The following is a 21879-nucleotide window of genomic DNA, read 5'->3' on the forward strand; positions in this document are numbered from 1 at the left end:
TGGGACGAGGAAAACCCCCATCGATGTTGCCCACACATGAATACGCCAACGACCTGATCCTGTTCGCCCTGATTGTTGATTGCGGTTCTTTCAGCAAAGCCGCTGAAACCGCCGGCATCACCAGTTCGGTGGTAAGCAAACGTATCGGCCGTCTGGAGAAATCCCTCGGTGCACGCCTGCTGTACCGTACTACCCGTAGCCTGACGCTGACCGAAAATGGCCAAAGCCTGTACCGTCAGGCCAAAGAAATCGGCGCAAAAACACAGGAGGCCCTGAACGTCATCAGTGAAAACAGCGATGAGCTGACCGGCGTGATCCGCATGTCGGTGCCAACGATTTCGGGGGAATTGTTGCTAAGTGAAAGCGTGGCGGAATTCTGTGCTCATCATCCCAACCTGAAGGTTGAAATGCGGTTGGAAAATCGCTTTGTCGATCTGGTTAACGAAGGGATAGATCTGGCGATCCGCACCGGTACCCTGCCGGACTCCAGCCTGATTGCCCGTCCGATCCTGAATTCCCGCTGGGTGATCGTTTGCTCGCCCGGTTATCTGCAACAATATTCTGAGCCGCAGTCCGCCGACGACTTGCTCAGGCATAACTGCCTGACCTATACCTATCAGGAGAGTGGCACCGACAACTGGCTGATGAAGCAGCCGGGCAGCAACGAGATTTATGAACTGCAGGTCAATGGCAACCTGTCCGCCAATAACGCCCGGGCGATCCGCAAGGCGGTGATCGGCGGTTATGGCATTGCCATGGTGCCACGCTGCATGGTGTACGAGGATTTGCAGGATGGAAAGCTGGTGGAAATTTTGGCCGGCCACTGTGGCAAGGTATTAGGCATTTATGCGATCTATCCTTACACGCGCAATTTACCGTTAAAAACCCGACTGCTGATCGAACACATCATCACTTCCTACCAAAATATCAGCCATTATTTTTGAAGTGGGTCACCTAATCATTCTGCGCGGGCTCGCCAGCGAGCCGCCGGAATTACCCTGTTTTTGAAGATAATCTATTGATAATTGTTGTGTAATCAATGTGACCCAGCACATTAATCACACAATAAAAAATTATATCTATTTGATTTTTAATACAATAAAAACACCCCCGACCATTAGAAATTGCTCCGCAGAGTCACTCTACCGCCCCACATTTCCCTACGGGAAAATTGCACAATAGAACATCAGCCAGCGTTGTGATTAGAATGAAAATGTTGCGGTAATTAACCTTTCGGCTACATACCTCCACAAATAACAATAATAACGCTGAGGCTCTTATGTCCCTATTTTTCAGTATTGCGCCCATCATTTTGCTAATTTGGATGATGACCAAAAAGAACGGTGTTCCTTCTTATATCGCGCTGCCCTTAACGGCCGCCGCCGTGTATGCCATACAGATGTTTTGGTTCGACAGTCTGCCTCTGCTGCTGCACGCCAATATCATTACCGCACTGGTGTCAGTTTTCACCCCGATAACCATCATCGCCGGCGCGATTTTGCTGAATAAACTGATGCAAATCAGCGGTGCGGAAAACGTGGTTCGTCGTTGGCTGGAAAATATCAGCCCCAATCCTGTTGCTCAGTTGATGATTATCGGTTGGGCATTCGCCTTTATGATTGAAGGCGCCAGCGGCTTCGGCACGCCAGCCGCCATTGCCGCGCCCATTCTGGTCGGCCTGGGTTTTAACCCCCTGCGCGTGGCTCTGTTGACGCTGGTGATGAACTCGGTTCCCGTCTCATTCGGCGCTGTCGGTACCCCCACCTGGTTCGGGTTTGCCAATTTGGGGTTATCCGACGCCAACCTGCTGGAAATTGGCCGTCAGACAGCGTTGATCCACTTTTTCGCCGGATTTGTTATCCCACTACTGGCGCTGCGCTTTATCGTTTCCTGGCGTGATATTCGCCTCAGTCTGCCGTTTATTTTACTCAGCGTCTTAAGTTGCACGGTGCCTTACCTGCTGCTGGCACAGGTTAACTATGAATTCCCGGCACTGGTGGGTGGCGCCATTGGCCTGATGCTGTCGGTTCTGTTAGCGCGTGCCGGCATAGGCCTGTCCCGCTGCGAAGGCAAAACCGCGCCTCAACCCGTGCCCTTCATTCAAGTGATTAAAGCCATGACCCCAACCCTGCTGCTGATTGCTATTTTAATAGTGACGCGCATTCATCAATTGGGGATTAAGGCCTTACTCAACAGCACTGCCCCTTTATGGCAGGGCAAACTCAGCGGGCTGGGCGAGTTACACGTCAGTGATGCCCTGATCGTTGAATTGCAGCAGGTATTAGGCACTTCTGCCGCCGCCAGCTACAAAACGCTGTATGTACCTGCTCTGATCCCTTTCCTGCTGGTGGTCTTACTGTGTATTCCCCTGTTCCGACTGAACTGCGGGCAGGTAAAACAGATGTTCGCAGAGACCGGCGGACGCGTGGCCAAACCCTTTATCGCGCTCTTTGGCGCTTTGGTAATGGTCAACCTGATGATGCTGGGCGGTGACAATGCGCCGGTGATCCTCATTGGCAAAACGCTGGCCTCGCTCACCGGAGAAAGCTGGCTGTTGTTTTCCTCTTTCCTCGGGGCCCTGGGATCGTTCTTTTCAGGTTCCAACACCGTTTCTAATCTGACCTTCGGCGGCATTCAGCATTCGATCGCCCTAAGCAGCGGGCTAAACGTCAACCTGACTCTGGCACTGCAGTCCGTTGGCGGTGCAATGGGTAACATGATATGCCTGAACAATATTATCGCCGTCTGCTCAATTCTTGGGATCGGCAATGCCGAAGGCAAAATTATCAAAAAGACCGTATTGCCCATGCTGGTGTACGGGGGGATCGCCGCTGTGATGGCACAGATCATGATTCTTTGAGCGTAAAAGCACGTTATCGAAATAAGGTAAAACTATGATTATCTCCGCTTCAACCGACTACCGGGCCGCAGCACAGGCTAAGCTCCCGCCTTTTCTGTTCCACTACATTGACGGCGGGGCCTACGCAGAACATACGCTGCGACGTAACACCGAAGACCTGGCTGGCATCGCGCTACGCCAGCGCATACTACGCAATATGTCGGATCTCAGCCTGGAGACCAGCCTGTTCGGTGAAAAACTGGCGATGCCGGTGATCCTCGGCCCGGTCGGGTTGACCGGTATGTACGCCCGTCGCGGTGAGGTACAGGCTGCCAAAGCCGCTGCGCAGAAAGGCATTCCTTTTACCCTATCGACGGTCTCGGTATGCCCGATTGAAGAAGTGGCACCGGCGATCGATCGGCCGATGTGGTTCCAACTGTACGTATTGAAAGACCGTGGTTTTATGCGCAATGCGCTGGAACGCGCCAAAGCCGCCGGGGTGAAAACCCTGGTATTCACCGTCGATATGCCCGTGCCCGGCGCGCGTTACCGTGATGCCCACTCCGGCATGAGCGGTCCCCATGCCGCCGCGCGCCGTATACTGCAGGCGGTGACCCATCCGCAATGGGCCTGGGACGTCGGGCTGTGCGGCAAGCCGCACGATCTGGGCAACGTCTCGGCCTATCGCGGCAAACCCACCAGCCTGGAAGACTATATCGGCTGGCTGGGCACCAACTTCGATCCCTCTATCTCCTGGAAGGATCTGGACTGGATCCGCGAATTTTGGCAAGGCCCAATGATCATCAAAGGCATTCTGGATCCGGAAGATGCCAAAGATGCGGTGCGTTTCGGCGCCGATGGCATCGTGGTTTCCAACCACGGCGGCCGCCAGCTCGACGGCGTGTTATCTACCGCCCATGCACTGCCGGCGATTGCCGAGGCGGTCAAGGGTGATATCACCCTGCTGGCCGATTCCGGTATTCGCAACGGGCTGGACGTGGTGCGTATGATTGCACTGGGCGCAGACGGAGTGTTATTGGGCCGCGCCTTTGCTTATGCGCTGGCAGCCGCCGGGCAGGCCGGTGTCGCCAACCTGCTCGAGCTGATCGATAAAGAAATGCGCGTCGCCATGACGCTGATCGGCGCGAAAACCATCGCGGACATCAACGCCGATTCGTTGGTTAACGGCCGCTGATTACAGCGGCTGCACCCCGTCGGGATAAGCGTTGTAACTCATCTTGTGAATAAAAGCACCGACAGGCGGTACAGTGATTGAATATGTTCACCACCGGCCACGTAACGGGGAGTGAAGCCTGACTACTCTCGCGATAAAAAGAAGTGCTTGATGGTTTGCCGTAACCATTGATGTGCAGGATCACTGTCCAGGCGCGGATGCCAGGCCTGAACGATGAATACCGACTCCAGTTCAAGGGGCAGCTCAATCTCCTCCAAGGGTAGATTGATGCTGCTCACTCCTTGCAACACGTGACGCGGCAACGGCAGGATAAAATCTGACTTCATGGTCAGCATCATCGCCGAATGGAAACCAGGCAGAGTCAGGGCCACCTTACGTTGCAGACCCAGATCCCTCAGAGCATCATCTATCGGCCCTGACGTACGTCCGCGCCGTGAAACGCTGATATGAGGGTAATGCGTCAGGGTTTCAGGCGTAACCCGATCAATGATCGGATGTCCACGACGTACCAGCGCCTGGAAGGTACTGGTGAACAGGCTCTGAGTCTTGATTTCCGGATGCCAGTTGCGCGAGGAACCTATCACCAGATCAACCTTGCCGGTGCGAAGCGCATCATCATCGGTGTCGCTTTCAGCAATAAATTTCAGACTGCTCAACGGCGCCCTTTCCCGCAGCGTCTCCAGCAGCCCTCCCGCCAGCGCACCGATAAAAATATCATTGGCGCGAATGATAAAAGTCCTTTCCATCCTTTCCGGATCGAATAACTCACCCGGCGCTATCAGCGCCGTCGCCTGCTCAATGATATCGCCCAGTTGCCGTTTCAGTTCCAGCGCGCGTGGCGTTGGAACCAGATTTTTGCCTGCTCTGACCATTATCGGATCGTCAAACTGGCGTCGAATGCGCCCCAGGATCCGGCTCATCGCTGGCGCACTCAGGTTCATCTTTTCTGCAGCGCCCCCTACGCTCCCCTCTTCAAGCAGCAGGTTAAGCGCATAGATCAGATTGAAATCAATTTTTTGCGGCATCGTTTTTCCTTTTGACCTCCGCTGATTGGATTGCATTTTATGCAACTATTCCATTACATGATTTCATTTTAAACAATCGAAAGAAGTCTGGATACTGCTCCGGACAACAAAGATCGATGATGAAACAGCAGGAGTATGAAATGGTTGACGCGTCTGTTACGCCTTACCATAAGAATAAGTGGCTCACCAGCGCAGGTGAAATCAGTGGTCGTACCTGGATGGGGTTGTTCGGCGTTTTTTTAGCCGTGATGGCTAGCGGCGTCGGTGAGAACGCCAGCAAATTCGCCCTGGCGGATATTCAGGGGGGCATGTCGCTGAGCCTGGATGCCGGCAGTTGGATAACGACCTGCTATGTCACGGGTTTTGTGATCGGGTCTGGGTTCACCCCTTGCTTCTGGCCGACCTTTTCGCTGCGTCGGGTAGCACTGACGATGTCCGGTATTTACCTGGTCGGCGGGTTGATAACCCCCTGGCTCAGCGGCCAGTACCCTGCACTGTTAGCGGTGCGTAGCCTGCAAGGTTTTGCCGGCGGTGCACTGCCGCCAATGCTGATGACCGTGGTATTGCGCTTTATGCCACCGCTGATCAAAGTACTGGGATTGGGGGCCTATGGCTGGGTTTCCGCCTGGAGCGCCACCCTCGGTGCCACCGCCGCCGCCTTTGCCTTTCACTGGGGATGGAGCGGGTATTTCTATTGGAACCTGCCACTGATGGCGATCGCCGCCATTTGTATGGGTTATGGCCTGCCACAAGATCCGCTGCGACTGGAACGTTTACGGCAGTTTAACTGGCGGGGTTTACTGCTCGGTGGCGCGGCACTCGGTATGCTGACGACGGGCATTTCTCAGGGGGAGCGGCTCGACTGGTTCAATTCACCGTTGATATACGTTTTATTATTGTCTGGCGTGGGATTATTAGCCCTCTTTTTGATCAACGAATGGTTTCATCCATTACCGTTTTTTAATCTGCAGTTATTAAAAAAGAGGAATTTATCTTTTTCATTAATAACGCTGGGCGGCGTGCTGCTTATTATGGTGTCACTGGTCAATATCACATCGGGTTATTTGGCTGCCGTGCAGGGATATCGCCAGGAACAAACCTCCGACATGATGCTATGGGTGGCGCTGCCCCAATTAATTACGCTGCCGATTATCGCCATTATTTGCAACACGCCACGGGTGGATTGTCGCTGGGTACTGGCTATCAGCCTGCTGTTGATGGCTACCGCCTGCCTGTTGGCCGCCCAATTGACGCCCGAATGGAACGGCGACAGTTTCCATACCATCGAGCTGCTGCAGGCGGTAGCCCAACCGATGGCGATTATCCCGCTGTTGATGCAAGCAACCGGCGGACTGCTGCCGACCGATGGCCCATTTGCGGCGGCTTGGTTCAACGCGGTGAAAGGCTTCGCCGCCACGGCGGCCGGCGGGGCCATCTCTTTGCTCAGCCGACAACGCGGAGATTTTCACGCTGGCGTTATTAGCGACAGTTTCGGCTCAACATACCGTGATACCTCACCAGCCTCGACACAGCAGCTGTCGCAGACCGCCGCCCTTCAGGGGCACGTCCTGGCCAGCGCAGATCTTTATATGCTGGTGGCCGGTTTGGCGTTATTGCTGACGGCGCTGATTCTATTTATGCCGACCCGTATTTACCCGCCACGTTCGGTTGCTGCCTAACAATTTATCATCAGGAATAAATAATGAGTGGAGTTAATTTCATGGCACATAAAAAAGTTGCCTTTGCCGTGCTGGCAATTATTTCAGTAACGGTGGGGGTATTAATTAATAAATTTTTCATCAACGAAACACAGCAACACACTAACGACGCCTATATTCGCGCAGATATATCACGTATCTCTCCGCAAATAGCCGGTGAAATAACGCAGGTGCTGGTGAAGGACAATCAATGGGTTCGGCAGGGAGAACTGTTGGCGGTCATTGATCAACGTGAATTCAACGTCGCCCTGTCGCAGGCCGCAGCACAGGTACAATCCGCCCTTGCTCGCCAGCAGGACGCCGGAGCCAATCTGGCACGGCAATACGCCCTGATCGCCGGTGCCCAGGCGGAACGTCAGGCGGCACAGGCGGAACTGGCGTTTGCTCACCAGGAGCAGAGCCGCTATCAGAAAATGGCCAACAGCGGCGCAGGCTCTTTGCAGTCCGCTCAGCAAGCAACAGCGCGCGTGCACACCCTTTCGGCCAACGTGGCCCAGGCTGAAGCAGCACTCAAAGCGACCAATAACATGTTGCAGGTGTTGCAGGCCAAGCAGGCGGACAGCAATGCCGAACTGACACTGGCACAGGCTAAAAAGGCGATGGCTGAACTGAATCTGTCCTATACCCGCATTACTGCCCCGATTGGCGGCATTATTGGCAAGAAAAGCCTGCGGGTCGGTGAATTCGTCAAACCGGGTGACGCCCTGCTGGCCATTGTGCCGCAGGACAAGCTGTACATCATCGCCAATTACCAGGAAACCCAGTTGGAAAAGGTGGCGCACGGGCAACCGGTGGAGATCCGCATCGATACCTTTCCCGACCAAACGCTGAAAGGGCTGGTGGACAGCATTGCCCCGGCTTCCGGCGCCAGCTTTTCGGCGGTAGCGCCGGAAAACGCCACCGGCAACTTCACCAAAATTGTTCAGCGCATACCAGTAAAAATTGTTTTTGATATCGATAAAGAACAGGTCACGTTGCTGAATGCTCTACGCGTCGGTATGTCGGCAGACGTCAACATCAACACGCTGGAACAGGGGTTGTGATGAACAAATCCGTCATCCCTTTACTGTTGATGGCGTTAACCGGCTGCCAGCAGGTTGGACCGAACTATACGCCGCCGCAGAATACGTTACCCGGCGACTGGAATAAACAGTCAGGCAACAAACCTGTGCCGGTGGCCTGGTGGTCAATATTCAATGATGCGCAGCTGTCGCGGCTGGTGCAACAGGCGGCGGCAAACAACCTCGACCTGCAATTAGCTACCGCGCGCATGCAGCAAAGCCGCACAGCGCTGGGGATTGCGGATGCGGCTCTGACACCGGATCTGAACCTGGATGCCTCCTATCAGCGCCAACGTGCCACGTCAGTGGGCAGCATGGATCCGTCCGGCAAAAATGGCGAAGCGGATTTCAACCATTGGCGTGGCGGATTCAGCACCGCCTGGGAACTGGACATGTGGGGCAAGCTGCGTCGGGCATCGGAAAGTGCCCGCGCCGGCTTCGCCGCTTCTGAAGAAAACCGACGCGCCGTGCTGACTTCGGTTACGGCGGAGGTCGCGAGTGACTATCTGCGGCTGCGCGCCACGCAGAAACTACAGGCGATAGCGGAAGAAAACCGCGCCACGGCATTACGCACCCTGCAGTTAACTCAGAACCGCTATCAAAATGGCGCGGGTAACCAGCTGGATATCGATCAGGCGCAGGTGCAATTGGATCGGGTCGAGGCCTTGCTGCCGGAACTGGCCGACCAACAGAATCGGCTGATCAACGCCATCGGTCTGCTACTGGGCGAACGGCCCGGATCGCTGAGAGCAACATTGTCGCCATCGGCTCCACTGCCCTTCCTGACGCGTCCTTTGCCGATGGGTATGCCCTCTGAGCTCGCGCTACGCAGGCCGGATATTCGTGAAGCAGGACAACGTCTGCGCCAGGCAACCGCAGAAATCGGCGTCGCCACCGCCGACTATTATCCGCGTATTACGCTGACCGGTAACGCCGGTTATCAGGCGCTGGCCTTGTCTGACATGGGCAGTTGGGCCACCCACACCTTCGCCATTGGCCCCGCGTTGTATCTGCCGATTTTTGACGGCGGAAAAATCACGCAGCGGGTGCGTTTGAGCGAATACCGGCAGCAAGAAATGGCCATCGCCTACCAGCAAACGGTTCTGCGCGCCTGGCATGAGATTGACAACGCGCTCTCAGGTTACCAATCCCAACAGCAACGCCAAACGCATCTGGCCAACGCGCTGACCGCCAACCAGCACGCCTTCTTGCTGGCGCGTGATAGTTACCTGAACGGCGCCAGCGATTTTATCAACGTCCTGAACACCCAAAGCGCCCTGCTGGAATTGCAGTCCGCCCTGGTTATTTGCCAACAGGAAACCGCACTCGCCGTAGTTAATTTATACCAGGCACTCGGAGGCGGTTGGGAACAAACCTATCCATCAGCAACGTTAAAGGAAGCAACTTATGTACAACACGCTGAATAAAATTGTCGACAAGATGCTGGAAAAAGACACCCGCCGCAAACGCGAAGCCAGGATCAGCGCGGTACGGCAAATCACGGCGAAAACCCGGCGCATCACCCTGAGCGGCGAAGACGTGGACAAGTTTATCGCCGACCCACGCGTGCTCGAGCCGGCAAGTTGGGTCAAGATGTTTTTCCCCTGGCGCGATACCCTGGCCGGCCGAGCTTATACCCTGAGCGGTATAGACAAACTTGCCCGCACCTTCGATATCGATATGGTGCTGCATGGTGAAGGTCCCGCAGCCAACTGGGCCAGGGATGCAATGCCGGGCGATAAACTGGGCTTCGCCGGGCCCTGTTCCGGCGGCTTTCGGTTGTTGCCGCAAACCCGTTGGCTATTGCTGCTGGGTGATGAGACTGCCCTGCCCGCCATGCGCACCATCCTCGCCTCGCTGCCGGAGCTGTTTCCGGTGTTGTGGTTTGCCGAAGTGGGCGACGCTCAGGAAATTCAGGATATCGATTACCCCTTTTTGCAGGTTAACAGCTGGCAAATACGCACCCGACACTTCGACAGCGTAATGAACAGCCCATTGGTGCAGGCCGTCAGCCACTGCACTCTGCCTCCGGGCCAGGGCCAGGTGTGGCTAGCCTGCGAGCACCAGGTCGCCGCCTACCTAAAGAACCGGTTTATCAATGAACTGGAGATCCCAAAAGCCGCGCTGTTTGCCAAAGGCTATTGGAAAAAAGGGGAATCAAATTTTAAGGGTGCTATTTAACCCGCAGGCTCAGGAGCAGATATGATCAATAAAGTGTTATTGGCGGTAGACAATTTCGAACACAGCGGCAACGCCCTGCAGTTTATGCAACGCATGCAAAGCTGCATTGCCAACGTTATGGTACTGACCGTAGTGGACAATGCCTTCGCACTCGGCCGCAGCGGGCTACGTTTAAACCACGCCGAACGCGACGAATATCCGGCCGCCCTGCGGGAAGAGGCGCTGGCACAAAAACAGTTGGGCCAAGTGACCATGGCCCTGAACGAAATGGGTTTCAACGCTCAAGGCCTGTTGGCCGCAGGCGTCCCTATCGAGGTGATCCCGGAGAAAATGGTCCTGTTCAACTGCGACCTGCTGATTATTTCGCATCGCCATCTGTCTTCACTGGGCCGTTGGCTAAATGCCTCCGTCACCCGTGGCCTATTGGATGAGATGAGGCAGCCGGTGCTGGTGATCCCGCGCTAATATTAGTCACCCGATTGCTGACGCGCGGCACTGCGGCAGGAACCCGCTGTACAGTTCAACCTGTGGTGAACCCTTCGGCAAAGACACTGCGCAGATAACGGCTGAACTCCGCCACCGCTCGTGAGACCTGGGGCGCATAAGGGCGTACCACATAAAGGCTGTCAGCAAAGGCATCGACCGGCCGCCAGGCCGGTAATACCTCGATCAATCTGCCGTCTGCCAATGCCTGCTGCGCGCTAAAGTCTGGCAGCAGGGCAATGCCCAAGCCTTCCGCTGCCGCATCACGTATCGATTCGCTGTTATTGGTGGCAAACGGGCCGCTGACCGGCACCCGAGTCTTTTCTGTCTTGTCCTGCGACGCCTGTTTGGCGACAAAGCTCCAGCTCGGGGATTCACTGCTGCGGGGATAATAAAGACACTGATGCCGTTGCAGATCGTCCGGTGAAACCGGCATGCCGTGCCGTTTCACGTAGTCTGCCGACGCCACGGTCAGCGTTTCGGTCGGACACAGCCGCCAGGCAACGTGGGTATCGGGCAGGCTGTCACTGTGGCGGATCGCCAAATCAAACCCTTCGCTGGTTAACGACACCAGCCGGTCGGAAACCTCAAGCTGCAACCGCACCTCCGGATTAGCACGCAGAAAGCCGGTAATACGTGGCACCAGTTGCTGACGGGCAAATGCCACCGGGGCCGTCACCCGCACCGAACCACGCAGCGGCCCGGCCGAATCGCAAATGCCGGAGAAACTCTGCTTTATCTGCGCGAAAGGCTGGCGCAGTTCCTCCACCAGCCGCAGCCCGGCATCGGTCAGCCTGACGCTGCGCGTCGTGCGTTGCACCAGCGGCACCCCGGCCAAGGTTTCAATCTCTTTGATTTTTTGGCTCATCGCCGCTTTGCTGACGTCCAGCCGTTCCGCCGCACGGGTAAAACTCCCCTGCTCGGCCAGCACGGTGAGCCAGTGCAAATGAGTCCACAGGGTTTCTATTTTTGGGTTTTTCATCATCGACTGTTCATTTATATAAACAATGAGTTCAAGTATAGCGCTTCTTCCCACACCGCCGCTTGGCTAAGATGGGTTATCAAAGGCGAAGATAACTCGCTGCCTCATATCGAGATTAACCCACTGACAGGATTATAAAAATGCCATTACTTATCTTTGAAGTCATTGAGGGCCGCAGCGAAGCTGAACTGAAAACCCTGCTTGATGCTGCCCACCGAGCGGTGCTCAGCGCCTTTGACGTCCCGTCGCGTGACAGGTACCAGATTGTTCATGAAAACAAAGCTCAGCACATGGTGATTGAAGACACCGGCCTTAACCTGACTCGCACCCGCGATTTGGTGGTGGTACGGGTGATTACCAGCCCGCGACCCGAGCAGCAGAAACAGCGGTTTTATGCCGATCTAAGCCGGGAGCTGAAGGAGAACTGTGGGATTGAAGGCAGTGACCTGATGGTGTCAATCACCACCAACAGTAAGGGCGACTGGAGTTTCGGCAACGGTGTAGCGCAATACCTGACCGGCGATCTTTAAGCGACTATCCCCCAGGCGCGGCATAGCGCCTGGGGTCAGAACCCTCAGGGCTGCTGTTCGTCGTTATATTGGCTTTGCCACATGGCGGCGTAGCGACCATTGCTGGCCAGCAAGGCGTCATGCCGCCCTCGCTCAACGATTTCACCGGCTTCCAGTACGATGATTTCATCGGCATCCACCACCGTCGACAACCGGTGGGCAATCACCAGCGTGGTATGGTCACGGCTGACTTCGCGCAGGTGAGCCTGAATTTCACGCTCGGTCTGAGTATCCAGCGCGCTGGTCGCTTCGTCAAAAACCAGGATCGCCGGATTTTTCAGGATGGTACGAGCAATCGCCACCCGTTGCTTTTCGCCGCCCGACAGCTTCAGCCCACGCTCCCCCACCCGGGTTTCATAGCCGTCGGGCAGGCTGACGATAAACTCATGAATATGCGCCAACCTGGCTGCCCGCTCGATTTCTTCCTGGCTTGAACCCGTTTTGCCGTAGCCGATGTTGTAGCCCAGCGTATCGTTGAACAGTACGGTATCTTGCGGCACGATGCCGATCGCCGCGCGCAGGCTGGCCTGTTTCAGGTCACGAATATCCTGACCGTCAATCGAGACCGCCCCGCTGCTCACGTCATAGAAACGAAACAGCAGCCGGGACAAGGTGGACTTACCGGCCCCCGAGGCACCGACAACCGCTACCGTATTACCGGCCGGGATGGTGAAGCTGACGTTTTTCAGGATCGGCCGCCGCACATCATAGCCAAAGCTGACCGAGTCAAAACTCACTTCACCCGCGGTCAGTTGCAGCTCCTTCGCATCCGGCTTATCGACAATCTCCTGCTCTTCCTGCAATAAATCGAACATGTTTTCCATATCGATCAGCGCCTGCCTGACTTCGGCATAAATAAAACCGAAGAAATTCAGTGGCTGATAGAGTTGCAGCAGATAGGCATTCACCAGCACAAAGTCACCGACCGTCATCCGCCCTTGCACAATGCCCTGCGCCGCCATCGCCATCATCACAATCAGCCCAATGGAGATAATGGCAGTCTGCCCGAGGTTGATGGCGGTAAAACTGAACTGGTTCTTGATGGCGGCATATTCATACAGCCGGCGCGACATGTTGAAACGTTCGGCCTCAAAGTTTTCGTTACCGAAGTATTTAACCGTCTCGTAATTCAGCAGACTGTCGATCGACTTGCTGTTGGTATCGGCATTGGCCTGGTTGAGCTCACGCCTAAAGCGGGTTCGCCAACGCACGGCCATGACGGTGAACAGGATATAACAGCCGACCGTCGCCAGGATCGCCAGGGCAAACCAGCCGTTTAGCAGATGCCACATAATCACCGAGACCAGGGTGATTTCGAACAAGATGGGGAAAATGGAGAACAGCAGCCGCGAAAGCACCGTCGCTACCGCCTGGGTGCCGCGTTCGATCGATAACGACAACCCGCCGGTTTGGCGCTCCAGATGAAAACGCAGACTCAGCGCGTGCAACTGTCTGAAGACCCGCAGCCCCAATAATCGGGTGGCATTCTGGCTGACATGCACAAACATCACGTTGCGCAGCTCTTCAAATAACGCTCCACCGATACGCGCGACGCCATAGGCCAGGATCAAACCCATGGGAATGGCCAACATCCTGGCGGTTTCGCCGCTCAGGGCGTCGATCATCGCTTTATACGCCAGCGGCACCAGCGTGATGCTGACCTTCGAAATCACCATAAAGAAGAAGGCGATTACCAGGTAATAACGCAGTTTAGGGTTATCTTTAGGCCACAGGTAAGGCAGCAAAAATTTCAGTAAGCGGGAGGGATCCATCATCGGCTATCTATCATCTCGGTCAGCAGCGCAGTATCGGCTTATGATCTATTCTGGCACGTATGCCATGAAAAACCTTATGTAATCCACCCCTGTGGCTCTTTTTGGTACGCAGAGTCAATACACCGCAGCCAGGCATCATCCTCAAGGTGGCGTGTTCCACTATAATAGTCAGTGGGGCAGTACAGGACATTCAAAACAAGGGAGTTACATCATGCTAAATATGAACCATCTCCATTCATTGAAAATCGACGAACAGAGTCTAAAGAAACAACGCACCCCGCTGTTAATCATCTCGATATTGCTGCTATTAGGCGGCCTTTTCTGCCTATTCAGCCCCTTTGCCTCGGGCGCAGCGATCAGTATGGTGGTGGGGATTTTCTTGCTGCTGAGCGGCTTCGGTCTGATTTTCGGCATGGTTGCCAACCGGGTGCAAAATACCTGGCCAATGATAGGCGGCATCCTGCTCGGGGTGGCTTACCTTATTATCGGCTACGTTTTTATCACCAACCCGGCGGTAGGTATTTTCGCCATGGCGATTTATCTCGCGGCCCTGTTTGCGCTGGGCGGTATTGTGCGGTTGATCGCCGGCTACAAGCTGCGTGAAGTCAAAGGAAGTTGGCTGCAACTGGTGATTGGCGTTTTGGATCTGGCGATTGCCTGGTTACTGCTCAGCGCCGATCCGATGACGTCCGTGGTGCTGGTCACCACTATTGTCGGTATTGAAATGCTGTTCAGCTCCTTCAGCCTGTTCCAGGTGGCCCGACAACTGAAACGCGCGTGATCCCATTGCGGGGCCACCCGGCTCCGCTTTTTGGCGCTAAAACCGCCGATGACGTCGGGACCTTAACGACAAACTGCCCGACTAAGAGTAAAGTTTCACCCAATACAGGCTCAACTATCCCCCCTGACCAAAGATTGAAGTGAGATGATAACGCTATGGAATTCAAGGATTACTACGCCATTTTAGGGGTTAAACCAGCGGACGATCTCAAGGCAATCAAAACTGCCTATCGCCGACTGGCGCGAAAGTATCACCCCGACGTCAGCACCGAATCGAACGCCGAAGAGCAGTTCAAACTGGTTGCCGAAGCCTATGAGGTGCTGAAAGACGAAGAGCGTCGCGCCGAATATGATCAACTGCGCCAGCACCGTAACGACCCCAATTTTGGCCGCCAGACGCAACACGGCAATACCCATAACGCCGAAGACTTTTCCGATATCTTTTCCTCTATGTTCGGCGAACACGCCCGGGCTCAGCAGCATCGCCAACGACGCCAGGGCATGCGCGGCCAGGATATTGAGATGGAAGTGGCGATCTTCCTGGAAGAAACTCAGACCGAGCAAACCCGTACTATTCGCTATAGCCTGCCGGTGTATAACACCTTCGGCATGGTGGAGCAGGAAGTCCCTAAAACCCTTAATGTGAAAATTCCCGCCGGTGTCGGCGATGGCGAGCGTATTCGCCTGAAAGGCCAGGGCGCGGCCGGGAGTGACGGCGGTGCTAACGGCGATCTCTATCTGATCATTCGCATTGCGCCGCACCCACTGTTCGACATTGTTGGCCACAATCTGGAGATCGTCCTGCCAGTCGCCCCATGGGAAGCCGCACTGGGCGCCAAGGTGCCGGTCCCCACGCTGAAAGACAGCATTCTGCTGACCATTCCTGCCGGCTGCCAAACCGGGCAGCGCTTGCGCATCAAAGGGAAAGGCCTGGTCGGCAAAAAAGAAACCGGGGATTTGTATGCGGTGATCAAGGTCATGATGCCACCGAAGCCGGATGAAAAAAGCGCCGCGCTATGGCAGCAGTTGGCGGAAGCCCAGCAGACCTTTGATCCACGCAAAGAGTGGAGTAAGCAAAATGGCTAACGTAAAAGTAACTTTCACCATTACCGAGTTTTGCCTGCATACCGGCGTTTCACAGGATGAACTAACCGAAATTGTCGGGCTGGGGGTGATTCAACCACGCGATCCCGCGACGGAAGACTGGATCTTTGACGATCGTGCGTTAATCACTTTCCATCGTGCTGAACAGTTGCACCGTGAACTGGCGCTGGACTGGCCTGGCATTGCGGTCACGCTGACCCTGCTGGAAGAAATTGAGCAATTACGCAAAGAAAACAATCAGCTACACCAACGACTGGCGCGGTTTGTTGCCAAACCCTGATGTGAAAACAGCCCGTTGCCCTGGCAGCGGGCTGCCTCAGTACGGTTATAATCTTGTTTTTTCTCGGCTAATAAAACAATACATATTCCCCCTCCCGCCCTTCAGCATCATTCATAAACAAAATCCCGACAGAATAAATCAAAAAAAATGAGGCCGCACCGCTGAAAACAGCTTCTGGATAAGGCTTAATGGATGATTTTTATCAATACTGTCAATAAAGACATGTTATTAAAAACATGATATTAAAAACAGTATTGACACCCTGTTAAAAACCAGTAGATTGGTATTCATCAGCAGCGAAACAATAGCCAGCTGATAATAGTTAAAGTGTTAGAAATAAGTTATCAAAGTTTTTTTTGCGATAAAGGCCACGAAGCACTTGTTGTATGGGTCATCATATTGAGGAAAAGTAAATCCTCATTGGATGAAGCTTTAAGGCCAGGTAGTCAGTACTACAATCGCAGGGTGTGTACCAAAACGCGATGATGTAAGGCCATGATTTAACTGTTCTTTGCTTGCGATTTATTTTTTCAAAGTTAGTGTACCAAAATCGCAACGGAAGTGAGGCTACGCATCAAAGAGTCTATATCGCGAGGGGAGATGTACTGTTTAAGATGCCCAATCTTCGAATATTCATTCAGATTGGTGAGGAATGTAAACTGGTAAATATAGGGGAGGTTTTAGTTCGCCCAATATTATCTGTGTTAAACCTGTACATTTAATGGTAGTACCTTAGCAGTAAGAAATTAGTAAGTTCATTAATGTTAAATTTGAAGTTGAGAGTACCTTAAAAGCCCTGGCAATCCTTGTCAGGGCTTTTATCTTTTATGCATCAGCCGCACATGACGATAAAAGATGCCGGCGACACAGCCTGAGCCCTGTCTTCATCCCTCATGCAGCACCAGGGATATATTGACCAGCCGATGACATTAAAAAAATTAATCCTTGCTTAATAAATCAAACCAAGCCTACTATGGCGGCATCGGTTTGGAACACAGACCTTATGAAAGCAGTTTTAGTAAAGCAGTTCTCAGTTCAAGCGTTATCTCTAGATACCCTTCTTCATGAGCCTCCTCCTAAGTGCCCAATAAGTAAAAATCTGCAAAACAGGCCATGTTCGCCACGTTGAGTGGCTCAAAAAATGAAAAGGATATATCTATGTCTAACAAAATGACTGGTTTAGTAAAATGGTTTAACGCTGACAAAGGCTTCGGCTTTATCACTCCACAAGATGGCAGCAAAGATGTCTTCGTACATTTCTCCGCTATCCAGAGCAGCGATTTTAAAACCTTGGATGAAGGTCAAAAAGTGGAGTTCTCTATTGAGGACGGCGCTAAAGGCCCATCTGCTGTTAATGTTATCGCGCTTTAATCGCCGATAATCTCGCTAAAACTTACGATAGCGATGAAGGCACCAGCCTGAGCAGTTAAGCATTAGTGATAAAAAACCCGCTTTGAGCGGGTTTTTTGCATTTCTTTTCTAAGCAAATAGTGACTCATCAACAAACGGTTTTATCCACCGCTACACCCCACCCCGTTACAAGAAGCCGTATGCCGCCGCCAGGACCCACCCCATCACGCAGGAAACGGAAACCCCAATCAAACCGACCAGGATAAAGCTGTGGTTGATAACAAATCGTCCGATATTGGTTGTCCCTGAACGGTCGAACTGAATGGCGGCCAGATCGCTTGGGTAGGTAGGCAAAATATAGTAGCCGTAGCAGGCCGGTGCAGAAGCAACAATATAGGCAGGGTCAACACCGATGGCCAATGCCACAGGAACAATCGCGGCCAGTGCCGCAGCCTGGGAGTTAACAAACTTGGAAACGATCAACAAAACGATGGCGTACGCCCAAGGGTATTCTTTAACAATGGTGCCCAGTACCGATTTTATCTCTTCCAGATGAGCACCAAACATCGTTTCGGCCATCCAGGCGATACCATAAACCGCCACTATGGCGATCATACCTGAACGGAAAACTTCGTTTTTAGAGATATTAGCCGGGTTGGTTTTGGTAGCGATAATAATGACCGCACCTGCACACAACATAAACATCTGGATAACCAGCACCATGGACAGCGGCTTTCCATTGATTAATGGACGCAGCTCGGAAAAGGCTCCCAGTAACGCAACAATAGCGATGGTCCCCAGGAAAATCCACATGGCTACCCAATTGCTGGTAGGTAATTTTTTATCCAGCAATGTTGCCGTGTCGCCATAGACGTACTTATAGTTTTCCGGATCTGAAATGAAGTTTTGGAACTTTTCATCTTTATCCAGATCTTTACCCCGGAACCAACTGAAGATACCAATAGCAAGAATACCGCACAGGGTGGATGGAATAGTGATCGCCAGCAGATCCAAAAACTCCAGATGTTTACCATTAAAGGTAAAATTACCTAACATGGCGACCAGTGACACCACGGCGACTGACACCGGGCTGGCGATAATGCCCATCTGCGCCCCAATAGAGCTGGCGGCCATAGGCCTTTCGGGACGAATGTTATTCTTGATTGCCACATCATAGATTATCGGCAAGATGGTGTACACCACATGCCCGGTACCACAGAGAATGGTCAGTATGCAGGTGACGAAGGGGGCAACGATGGAGACATATTTAGGGTTTCGTCGCAGTAAACGCTCTGCAATTTGCAGCATCACATCAAGCCCGCCGGAGGCTTGCAGCGTTGCTGACGCAGCCACCACGGCGATGATAACCAGCATGACATCAACCGGTGGTTTACCGGGTTGTAGATGAAAAACGAAAACCAATATGATTAATCCAATACCGCCAAGTAGCCCCAGTGCAATCCCACCTTTTCTGGCTCCATAAAAGAGACAGATCAGTATGACAATAAGTTGAATAGTAAATAACATGCTAACCTCATTATTCTTTTTAAGAAGGCTAATAATTAACTTCTTTTCATTTTCATTGAGGGATAGCGATCACAAACAGATGGTTTTTATAGTTAAAAAACCATCAAATATTTACGTGTAAATTAGCTTGTTTAAATATGGTTATTTTTATGTTTATTTTTTAATGAGCGGAGGTTAATTATAATAAAAACCTGTAAACAAATACGCTATATAATAGTCAGCAGAAAACATCTTCTGCTTTAAATTGAAAATGATTCTATCACTGCCAGCAAGGCTGGCAGTCATTGATTAAAAATCTGTTCGTTGTTGTTTCAACCATTCCCTGACATCCATCACGGGGATACCCTGGCGGACATTGTAGGTCATCGCTTTATCCCAAGAGACGCCATCTGCACGAGCAAACGCCAGCCGGTAGGCGGCCGTCAGACTCCCGGGTGACGCAGCCACCGCATCCTGCAGTGCCTGGTGATCCTCGACCACCAGAGCATAAAGACATCGGTCATGTTCACTGAGCCGTTCAGCGAGCTGGCGGTAAGTAATGCTATCCCCTGCGATATAAACAATTTCGTTGTCGAACTGCGGCCGATGGAAAAAAATTTTTGCCGTCAGCTGACCGATATCTTCAGGGGTGGTCAGGGTGACAGAGTAGTCTGCGTTACCGGGCGCATTAACCCGGCGACTCTTTCTTTCAACCACGCCGAAGCTGGGTTCGAAAAGATAGCTGGTGAACATTCCCGTGGATACGATGACCCAACGGGTCCTTTTTTGTGCGCGCAGCAGGCCGCGTACAGCAAGCTGCTCATCCCATACCGGTTGACCGCTCCCCATACCGATACGATCATAATCAACTCCGAACTGCCAGGGAAAATAACGGGCAACCTCAGCCAGCAGTACGGCACGCGTAATTTTAAGCTGCGTTCCTTTACCACCGACAAAGCCACTGCAGTTAATTACGGCATCATAGTGGGCAAAAATCGTTGCCAATTCCTGCTCCGATTGCCGACTAAAATCTGCGGTAACGATATCGACATCCCAGGCTTCAAACTGTCTTTGGCGCGACTGGCTTTCCGGTGAGGTCTTGCCTGGTGATGAGGGCCGCAGCAGCACCGTCAGCTTGACTTCGGGCTGCCGTTCTTTTTCCTTCACGAATCCGTTCAACATGGCCATGCCAAGTTCGCCGGCCCCCAGGATCAGAATATTAGATATTTGACGATTATTTGAGATGCTCATACTCTCTCCTGCTGTATTGGTCGGCATATCCTGTCAGCCTGATAACAGGGGAGCAATCAGGCACACCGTTGATACTGCGAGGATGAAATGACACTCAGCGACGAAAAAAAGGCCAAACTTGCCGAAATATGCAGCGCACTCAACGATGATGATGACGGCTTAAAACGTGAAGTGCTCACGCATACCGGCAACCGTTGGTCTCTGAGCATCATCTATGCACTGGGCACCCGCGGGCCCTTGCGTCATGCCGAGCTGGGCCGTGCCATCACGGGGGTGACTCAGCGCATGCTGACACGAACACTGCGTCATCTGGAGCGTGACGGGTTGATCAGTCGCCATGACTTTCAACAAAAATATCCGCACCCTCACGTGGAATATCGGCTGACACCAACTGGCGAAGGCATTCTGGTTAATATGTTGCCGATGTGGGAATGGATCCTGACTAACATTGCCGCGATCCGTGATTCCCGCAGCAAATTTATGGTCGGGGTTAGTGATGATGAAAATGCAAAGACGGCGAAATAACCAAGGTGTCGTTCCCCCTCAATTTAGTTAGGATTTTTACCCAAAAAACAGGTTTAAATTCAATAACATTAGGATTCATCTTAAAGTAATCCCAGGGCATATATGGATATCTATTCCAGGGAACAGGATGAATCAAAAGGATCGTAAACCCGATTATCGGGTTGAATATGGCGAAGAATGGAAGCCGGAAAAGACCTCTAAATGGTTTTGGATCCTACTGATCGCCATTATCGGTGCTCTGGTGGCCATTTCGTGAAGTGCAGTAATACTGAAACCGGGCCCGCGGGTTCTCCCCGTCAGTGAGAGGAAATAAATTCTGAAGGGGTCACGGGTGCAGGCAGCGAAAAATTCTGCCTCATACGTTCAACCTCATTGAGCGGTGTCAGCCCGAATAAACGTTTAAACTCGCGACTGAACTGAGAAACGCTTTCATAGCCGACACGAACACAGGCGGCTGAAGCGGTGAGATTATTTCGCAGCATCAGCAATCGGGCTTGATGCAACCGCGTAGATTTAAGATATTGCATCGGGGACGTATTGGTCACGGTTTTGAAATGACTGTGGAATGTTGGCAGACTCATACCCGCCTCTTTCGCCAGCGCCTTCACATCCAGATACGAGTCATACTCGGCATGCAGTTTTCGTAACGCTTTCGCCACCTTGCCAAACTGCCCCTGCGTGGTCAACGCACTTCGCAGTATCTGCCCCTGAGCACCGGTCATTACACGGTAATAAATCTCCCGCACCATTGCCTGTCCCAGTATTTCTGCGTCCAACGGTGAAGCCATGATCTGCAAGAAACGCAAAACCGAGTGGCTCATAGTGTCATCCATCGGACTCGACACCATACTTCGTGGAGGCTCGCTGAGGTTCGGACTATGCTCATCGAGTTGCAACATCAAATCAGCCGCTAAATTGAAATCCAGCCGCATATAAATCGCCAACATCGGCTCTGAAGCACTGGCATCCGTTTCCATGGTAAAGGGCACCGGGACTGACACCATCAGATAATGCTGCGCATCATACAAATAGACATCGTTTCCCAAAAATCCGCGTTTTCTCCCCTGCACCACAATGACGATCCCAGGTTCATATAAAACCGGTGTGCGCAGCAACGGACGGTTGGAACGTAAAAAACGCACGTCCGCCAGAACCGTAAGATTGTAGCCTTCATGCGGTGTCAACCGGTCCAAAAGCTCAATCATCTGGTCGGTCACCGTTGGCATGAAAAGGGTCATAAACGCCTGCAAAGAGA

21 protein-coding genes are annotated in these 21879 nt (G+C 52.9%); 15 read left to right on the forward strand and 6 right to left on the reverse strand.

Features of this window, described 5'->3' with window-relative positions; genetic code table 11:
* Positions 1 to 23 precede the first annotated feature (23 nt).
* From F8R23_RS20555 to lldD, 3 genes are all read left to right on the forward strand, one after another.
* The gene (locus F8R23_RS20555; protein WP_129937067.1) at positions 24 to 944 is read left to right on the forward strand and encodes a LysR family transcriptional regulator; all 921 of its coding nucleotides are present in this window, start codon (positions 24 to 26) and stop codon (positions 942 to 944) included.
* 335 nt (positions 945 to 1279) lie between these two features.
* Positions 1280 to 2860 carry an L-lactate permease gene (locus F8R23_RS20560; protein WP_129937066.1) on the forward strand — a complete coding sequence of 527 codons (1581 nt, stop codon included), beginning with the start codon at positions 1280 to 1282 and terminating at the stop codon, positions 2858 to 2860.
* Positions 2861 to 2894: 34 nt separating this feature from the next.
* Entirely contained in the window at positions 2895 to 4034 is a 1140-nt protein-coding gene (gene lldD, locus F8R23_RS20565) for an FMN-dependent L-lactate dehydrogenase LldD (protein WP_112347265.1), read from the forward strand.
* Between the two features lie 122 nt (positions 4035 to 4156).
* Here lldD and F8R23_RS20570 read toward each other — a convergent pair whose 3' ends face one another.
* Positions 4157 to 5059 carry a LysR family transcriptional regulator gene (locus tag F8R23_RS20570; protein WP_129937849.1) on the reverse strand — a complete coding sequence of 301 codons (903 nt, stop codon included), beginning with the start codon at positions 5057 to 5059 and terminating at the stop codon, positions 4157 to 4159.
* 140 nt (positions 5060 to 5199) lie between these two features.
* Between F8R23_RS20570 and F8R23_RS20575 the strand changes: the two genes are divergently transcribed.
* From F8R23_RS20575 to F8R23_RS20595, 5 genes are read left to right on the forward strand one after another with little or no spacing between them, the layout of a single operon-like run.
* Positions 5200 to 6738: an MFS transporter gene (locus F8R23_RS20575; protein WP_129937848.1), complete on the forward strand. Its 1539-nt coding sequence runs from the start codon at positions 5200 to 5202 to the stop codon at positions 6736 to 6738.
* A 41-nt stretch (positions 6739 to 6779) separates the two neighbouring features.
* Positions 6780 to 7820, forward strand: a complete 1041-nt coding sequence (locus tag F8R23_RS20580) for an HlyD family secretion protein (protein ID WP_129937847.1) — start codon at positions 6780 to 6782, stop codon at positions 7818 to 7820.
* The gene (locus tag F8R23_RS20585) at positions 7820 to 9265 is read left to right on the forward strand and encodes an efflux transporter outer membrane subunit (RefSeq protein ID WP_129937846.1); all 1446 of its coding nucleotides are present in this window, start codon (positions 7820 to 7822) and stop codon (positions 9263 to 9265) included. The genes F8R23_RS20580 and F8R23_RS20585 overlap by 1 nt, the downstream gene beginning before the upstream one ends.
* On the forward strand, positions 9246 to 10019 hold the full coding sequence (locus F8R23_RS20590) for a siderophore-interacting protein (RefSeq protein ID WP_129937845.1): 774 nt from the start codon (positions 9246 to 9248) through the stop codon (positions 10017 to 10019). Before F8R23_RS20585 ends, F8R23_RS20590 begins: the two co-directional genes overlap by 20 nt.
* Before the next feature lie 21 nt (positions 10020 to 10040).
* Positions 10041 to 10484: a universal stress protein gene (locus F8R23_RS20595; protein WP_129937844.1), complete on the forward strand. Its 444-nt coding sequence runs from the start codon at positions 10041 to 10043 to the stop codon at positions 10482 to 10484.
* 55 nt (positions 10485 to 10539) lie between these two features.
* Here F8R23_RS20595 and F8R23_RS20600 read toward each other — a convergent pair whose 3' ends face one another.
* A complete protein-coding gene (locus F8R23_RS20600) occupies positions 10540 to 11484 on the reverse strand; it encodes a LysR family transcriptional regulator (RefSeq protein WP_151415961.1) in 945 nt (314 codons plus the stop codon).
* 140 nt (positions 11485 to 11624) lie between these two features.
* Between F8R23_RS20600 and F8R23_RS20605 the strand changes: the two genes are divergently transcribed.
* Positions 11625 to 12014: a tautomerase family protein gene (locus tag F8R23_RS20605; protein ID WP_129937843.1), complete on the forward strand. Its 390-nt coding sequence runs from the start codon at positions 11625 to 11627 to the stop codon at positions 12012 to 12014.
* Positions 12015 to 12058: 44 nt separating this feature from the next.
* Here the strand turns inward: F8R23_RS20605 and F8R23_RS20610 are convergent, their stop codons facing one another.
* Positions 12059 to 13825, reverse strand: coding sequence for an ABCB family ABC transporter ATP-binding protein/permease (locus F8R23_RS20610; RefSeq protein WP_151415962.1), 1767 nt, complete (start codon positions 13823 to 13825; stop codon positions 12059 to 12061).
* A gap of 214 nt (positions 13826 to 14039) precedes the next feature.
* Between F8R23_RS20610 and F8R23_RS20615 the strand changes: the two genes are divergently transcribed.
* The 4 genes from F8R23_RS20615 to cspE all read left to right on the forward strand — a co-directional run bounded on the left by F8R23_RS20615 (position 14040) and on the right by cspE (position 17363).
* Positions 14040 to 14609: an HdeD family acid-resistance protein gene (locus F8R23_RS20615; RefSeq protein ID WP_112347269.1), complete on the forward strand. Its 570-nt coding sequence runs from the start codon at positions 14040 to 14042 to the stop codon at positions 14607 to 14609.
* Between the two features lie 155 nt (positions 14610 to 14764).
* Positions 14765 to 15694 carry a curved DNA-binding protein gene (gene cbpA, locus F8R23_RS20620; protein ID WP_151415944.1) on the forward strand — a complete coding sequence of 310 codons (930 nt, stop codon included), beginning with the start codon at positions 14765 to 14767 and terminating at the stop codon, positions 15692 to 15694.
* Entirely contained in the window at positions 15687 to 15992 is a 306-nt protein-coding gene (gene cbpM, locus F8R23_RS20625; RefSeq protein WP_129937842.1) for a chaperone modulator CbpM, read from the forward strand. The genes cbpA and cbpM overlap by 8 nt, the downstream gene beginning before the upstream one ends.
* A 1158-nt stretch (positions 15993 to 17150) precedes the next feature.
* Positions 17151 to 17363 carry a transcription antiterminator/RNA stability regulator CspE gene (gene cspE / locus F8R23_RS20630; RefSeq protein WP_085118662.1) on the forward strand — a complete coding sequence of 71 codons (213 nt, stop codon included), beginning with the start codon at positions 17151 to 17153 and terminating at the stop codon, positions 17361 to 17363.
* A gap of 165 nt (positions 17364 to 17528) precedes the next feature.
* Here cspE and F8R23_RS20635 read toward each other — a convergent pair whose 3' ends face one another.
* Together F8R23_RS20635 and F8R23_RS20640 are read right to left on the reverse strand one after the other, a co-directional pair.
* Positions 17529 to 18869 carry an anaerobic C4-dicarboxylate transporter gene (locus tag F8R23_RS20635; protein WP_151415945.1) on the reverse strand — a complete coding sequence of 447 codons (1341 nt, stop codon included), beginning with the start codon at positions 18867 to 18869 and terminating at the stop codon, positions 17529 to 17531.
* Positions 18870 to 19157: 288 nt separating this feature from the next.
* Positions 19158 to 20099 (reverse strand): aromatic alcohol reductase, encoded by a 942-nt coding sequence (locus tag F8R23_RS20640; RefSeq protein ID WP_129937059.1) that lies wholly within the window; start codon positions 20097 to 20099, stop codon positions 19158 to 19160.
* An 87-nt stretch (positions 20100 to 20186) separates the two neighbouring features.
* On the opposite strand from F8R23_RS20640, the gene F8R23_RS20645 reads away from it, so the two are divergent.
* On the forward strand, positions 20187 to 20624 hold the full coding sequence (locus F8R23_RS20645; RefSeq protein ID WP_151415946.1) for a winged helix-turn-helix transcriptional regulator: 438 nt from the start codon (positions 20187 to 20189) through the stop codon (positions 20622 to 20624).
* Positions 20625 to 20751: 127 nt separating this feature from the next.
* Positions 20752 to 20880 (forward strand): hypothetical protein, encoded by a 129-nt coding sequence (locus tag F8R23_RS24385; protein WP_255409002.1) that lies wholly within the window; start codon positions 20752 to 20754, stop codon positions 20878 to 20880.
* Positions 20881 to 20920: 40 nt separating this feature from the next.
* Here the strand turns inward: F8R23_RS24385 and F8R23_RS20650 are convergent, their stop codons facing one another.
* Positions 20921 to 21862, reverse strand: a complete 942-nt coding sequence (locus F8R23_RS20650) for an AraC family transcriptional regulator (protein WP_129937111.1) — start codon at positions 21860 to 21862, stop codon at positions 20921 to 20923.
* Positions 21863 to 21879: the final 17 nt, after the last annotated feature.

Source organism: Serratia proteamaculans, assembly GCF_008830365.1.
Taxonomy (GTDB): domain Bacteria; phylum Pseudomonadota; class Gammaproteobacteria; order Enterobacterales; family Enterobacteriaceae; genus Serratia; species Serratia proteamaculans.

Excerpts from the sequence above, each read along its gene's own strand:
- F8R23_RS20555 (WP_129937067.1), top strand. The coding sequence starts at position 24 with ATGTTGCCCACACATGAATACGCCAACGACCTGATCCTGTTCGCCCTG.
- F8R23_RS20560 (WP_129937066.1), top strand. The coding sequence starts at position 1,280 with ATGTCCCTATTTTTCAGTATTGCGCCCATCATTTTGCTAATTTGGATG.
- lldD (WP_112347265.1), top strand. The coding sequence starts at position 2,895 with ATGATTATCTCCGCTTCAACCGACTACCGGGCCGCAGCACAGGCTAAG.
- F8R23_RS20570 (WP_129937849.1), bottom strand. The coding sequence starts at position 5,059 with ATGCCGCAAAAAATTGATTTCAATCTGATCTATGCGCTTAACCTGCTG.
- F8R23_RS20575 (WP_129937848.1), top strand. The coding sequence starts at position 5,200 with ATGGTTGACGCGTCTGTTACGCCTTACCATAAGAATAAGTGGCTCACC.
- F8R23_RS20580 (WP_129937847.1), top strand. The coding sequence starts at position 6,780 with ATGGCACATAAAAAAGTTGCCTTTGCCGTGCTGGCAATTATTTCAGTA.
- F8R23_RS20585 (WP_129937846.1), top strand. The coding sequence starts at position 7,820 with ATGAACAAATCCGTCATCCCTTTACTGTTGATGGCGTTAACCGGCTGC.
- F8R23_RS20590 (WP_129937845.1), top strand. The coding sequence starts at position 9,246 with ATGTACAACACGCTGAATAAAATTGTCGACAAGATGCTGGAAAAAGAC.
- F8R23_RS20595 (WP_129937844.1), top strand. The coding sequence starts at position 10,041 with ATGATCAATAAAGTGTTATTGGCGGTAGACAATTTCGAACACAGCGGC.
- F8R23_RS20600 (WP_151415961.1), bottom strand. The coding sequence starts at position 11,484 with ATGAAAAACCCAAAAATAGAAACCCTGTGGACTCATTTGCACTGGCTC.
- F8R23_RS20605 (WP_129937843.1), top strand. The coding sequence starts at position 11,625 with ATGCCATTACTTATCTTTGAAGTCATTGAGGGCCGCAGCGAAGCTGAA.
- F8R23_RS20610 (WP_151415962.1), bottom strand. The coding sequence starts at position 13,825 with ATGGATCCCTCCCGCTTACTGAAATTTTTGCTGCCTTACCTGTGGCCT.
- F8R23_RS20615 (WP_112347269.1), top strand. The coding sequence starts at position 14,040 with ATGCTAAATATGAACCATCTCCATTCATTGAAAATCGACGAACAGAGT.
- cbpA (WP_151415944.1), top strand. The coding sequence starts at position 14,765 with ATGGAATTCAAGGATTACTACGCCATTTTAGGGGTTAAACCAGCGGAC.
- cbpM (WP_129937842.1), top strand. The coding sequence starts at position 15,687 with ATGGCTAACGTAAAAGTAACTTTCACCATTACCGAGTTTTGCCTGCAT.
- cspE (WP_085118662.1), top strand. The coding sequence starts at position 17,151 with ATGTCTAACAAAATGACTGGTTTAGTAAAATGGTTTAACGCTGACAAA.
- F8R23_RS20635 (WP_151415945.1), bottom strand. The coding sequence starts at position 18,869 with ATGTTATTTACTATTCAACTTATTGTCATACTGATCTGTCTCTTTTAT.
- F8R23_RS20640 (WP_129937059.1), bottom strand. The coding sequence starts at position 20,099 with ATGAGCATCTCAAATAATCGTCAAATATCTAATATTCTGATCCTGGGG.
- F8R23_RS20645 (WP_151415946.1), top strand. The coding sequence starts at position 20,187 with ATGACACTCAGCGACGAAAAAAAGGCCAAACTTGCCGAAATATGCAGC.
- F8R23_RS24385 (WP_255409002.1), top strand. The coding sequence starts at position 20,752 with ATGAATCAAAAGGATCGTAAACCCGATTATCGGGTTGAATATGGCGAA.
- F8R23_RS20650 (WP_129937111.1), bottom strand. The coding sequence starts at position 21,862 with ATGACCCTTTTCATGCCAACGGTGACCGACCAGATGATTGAGCTTTTG.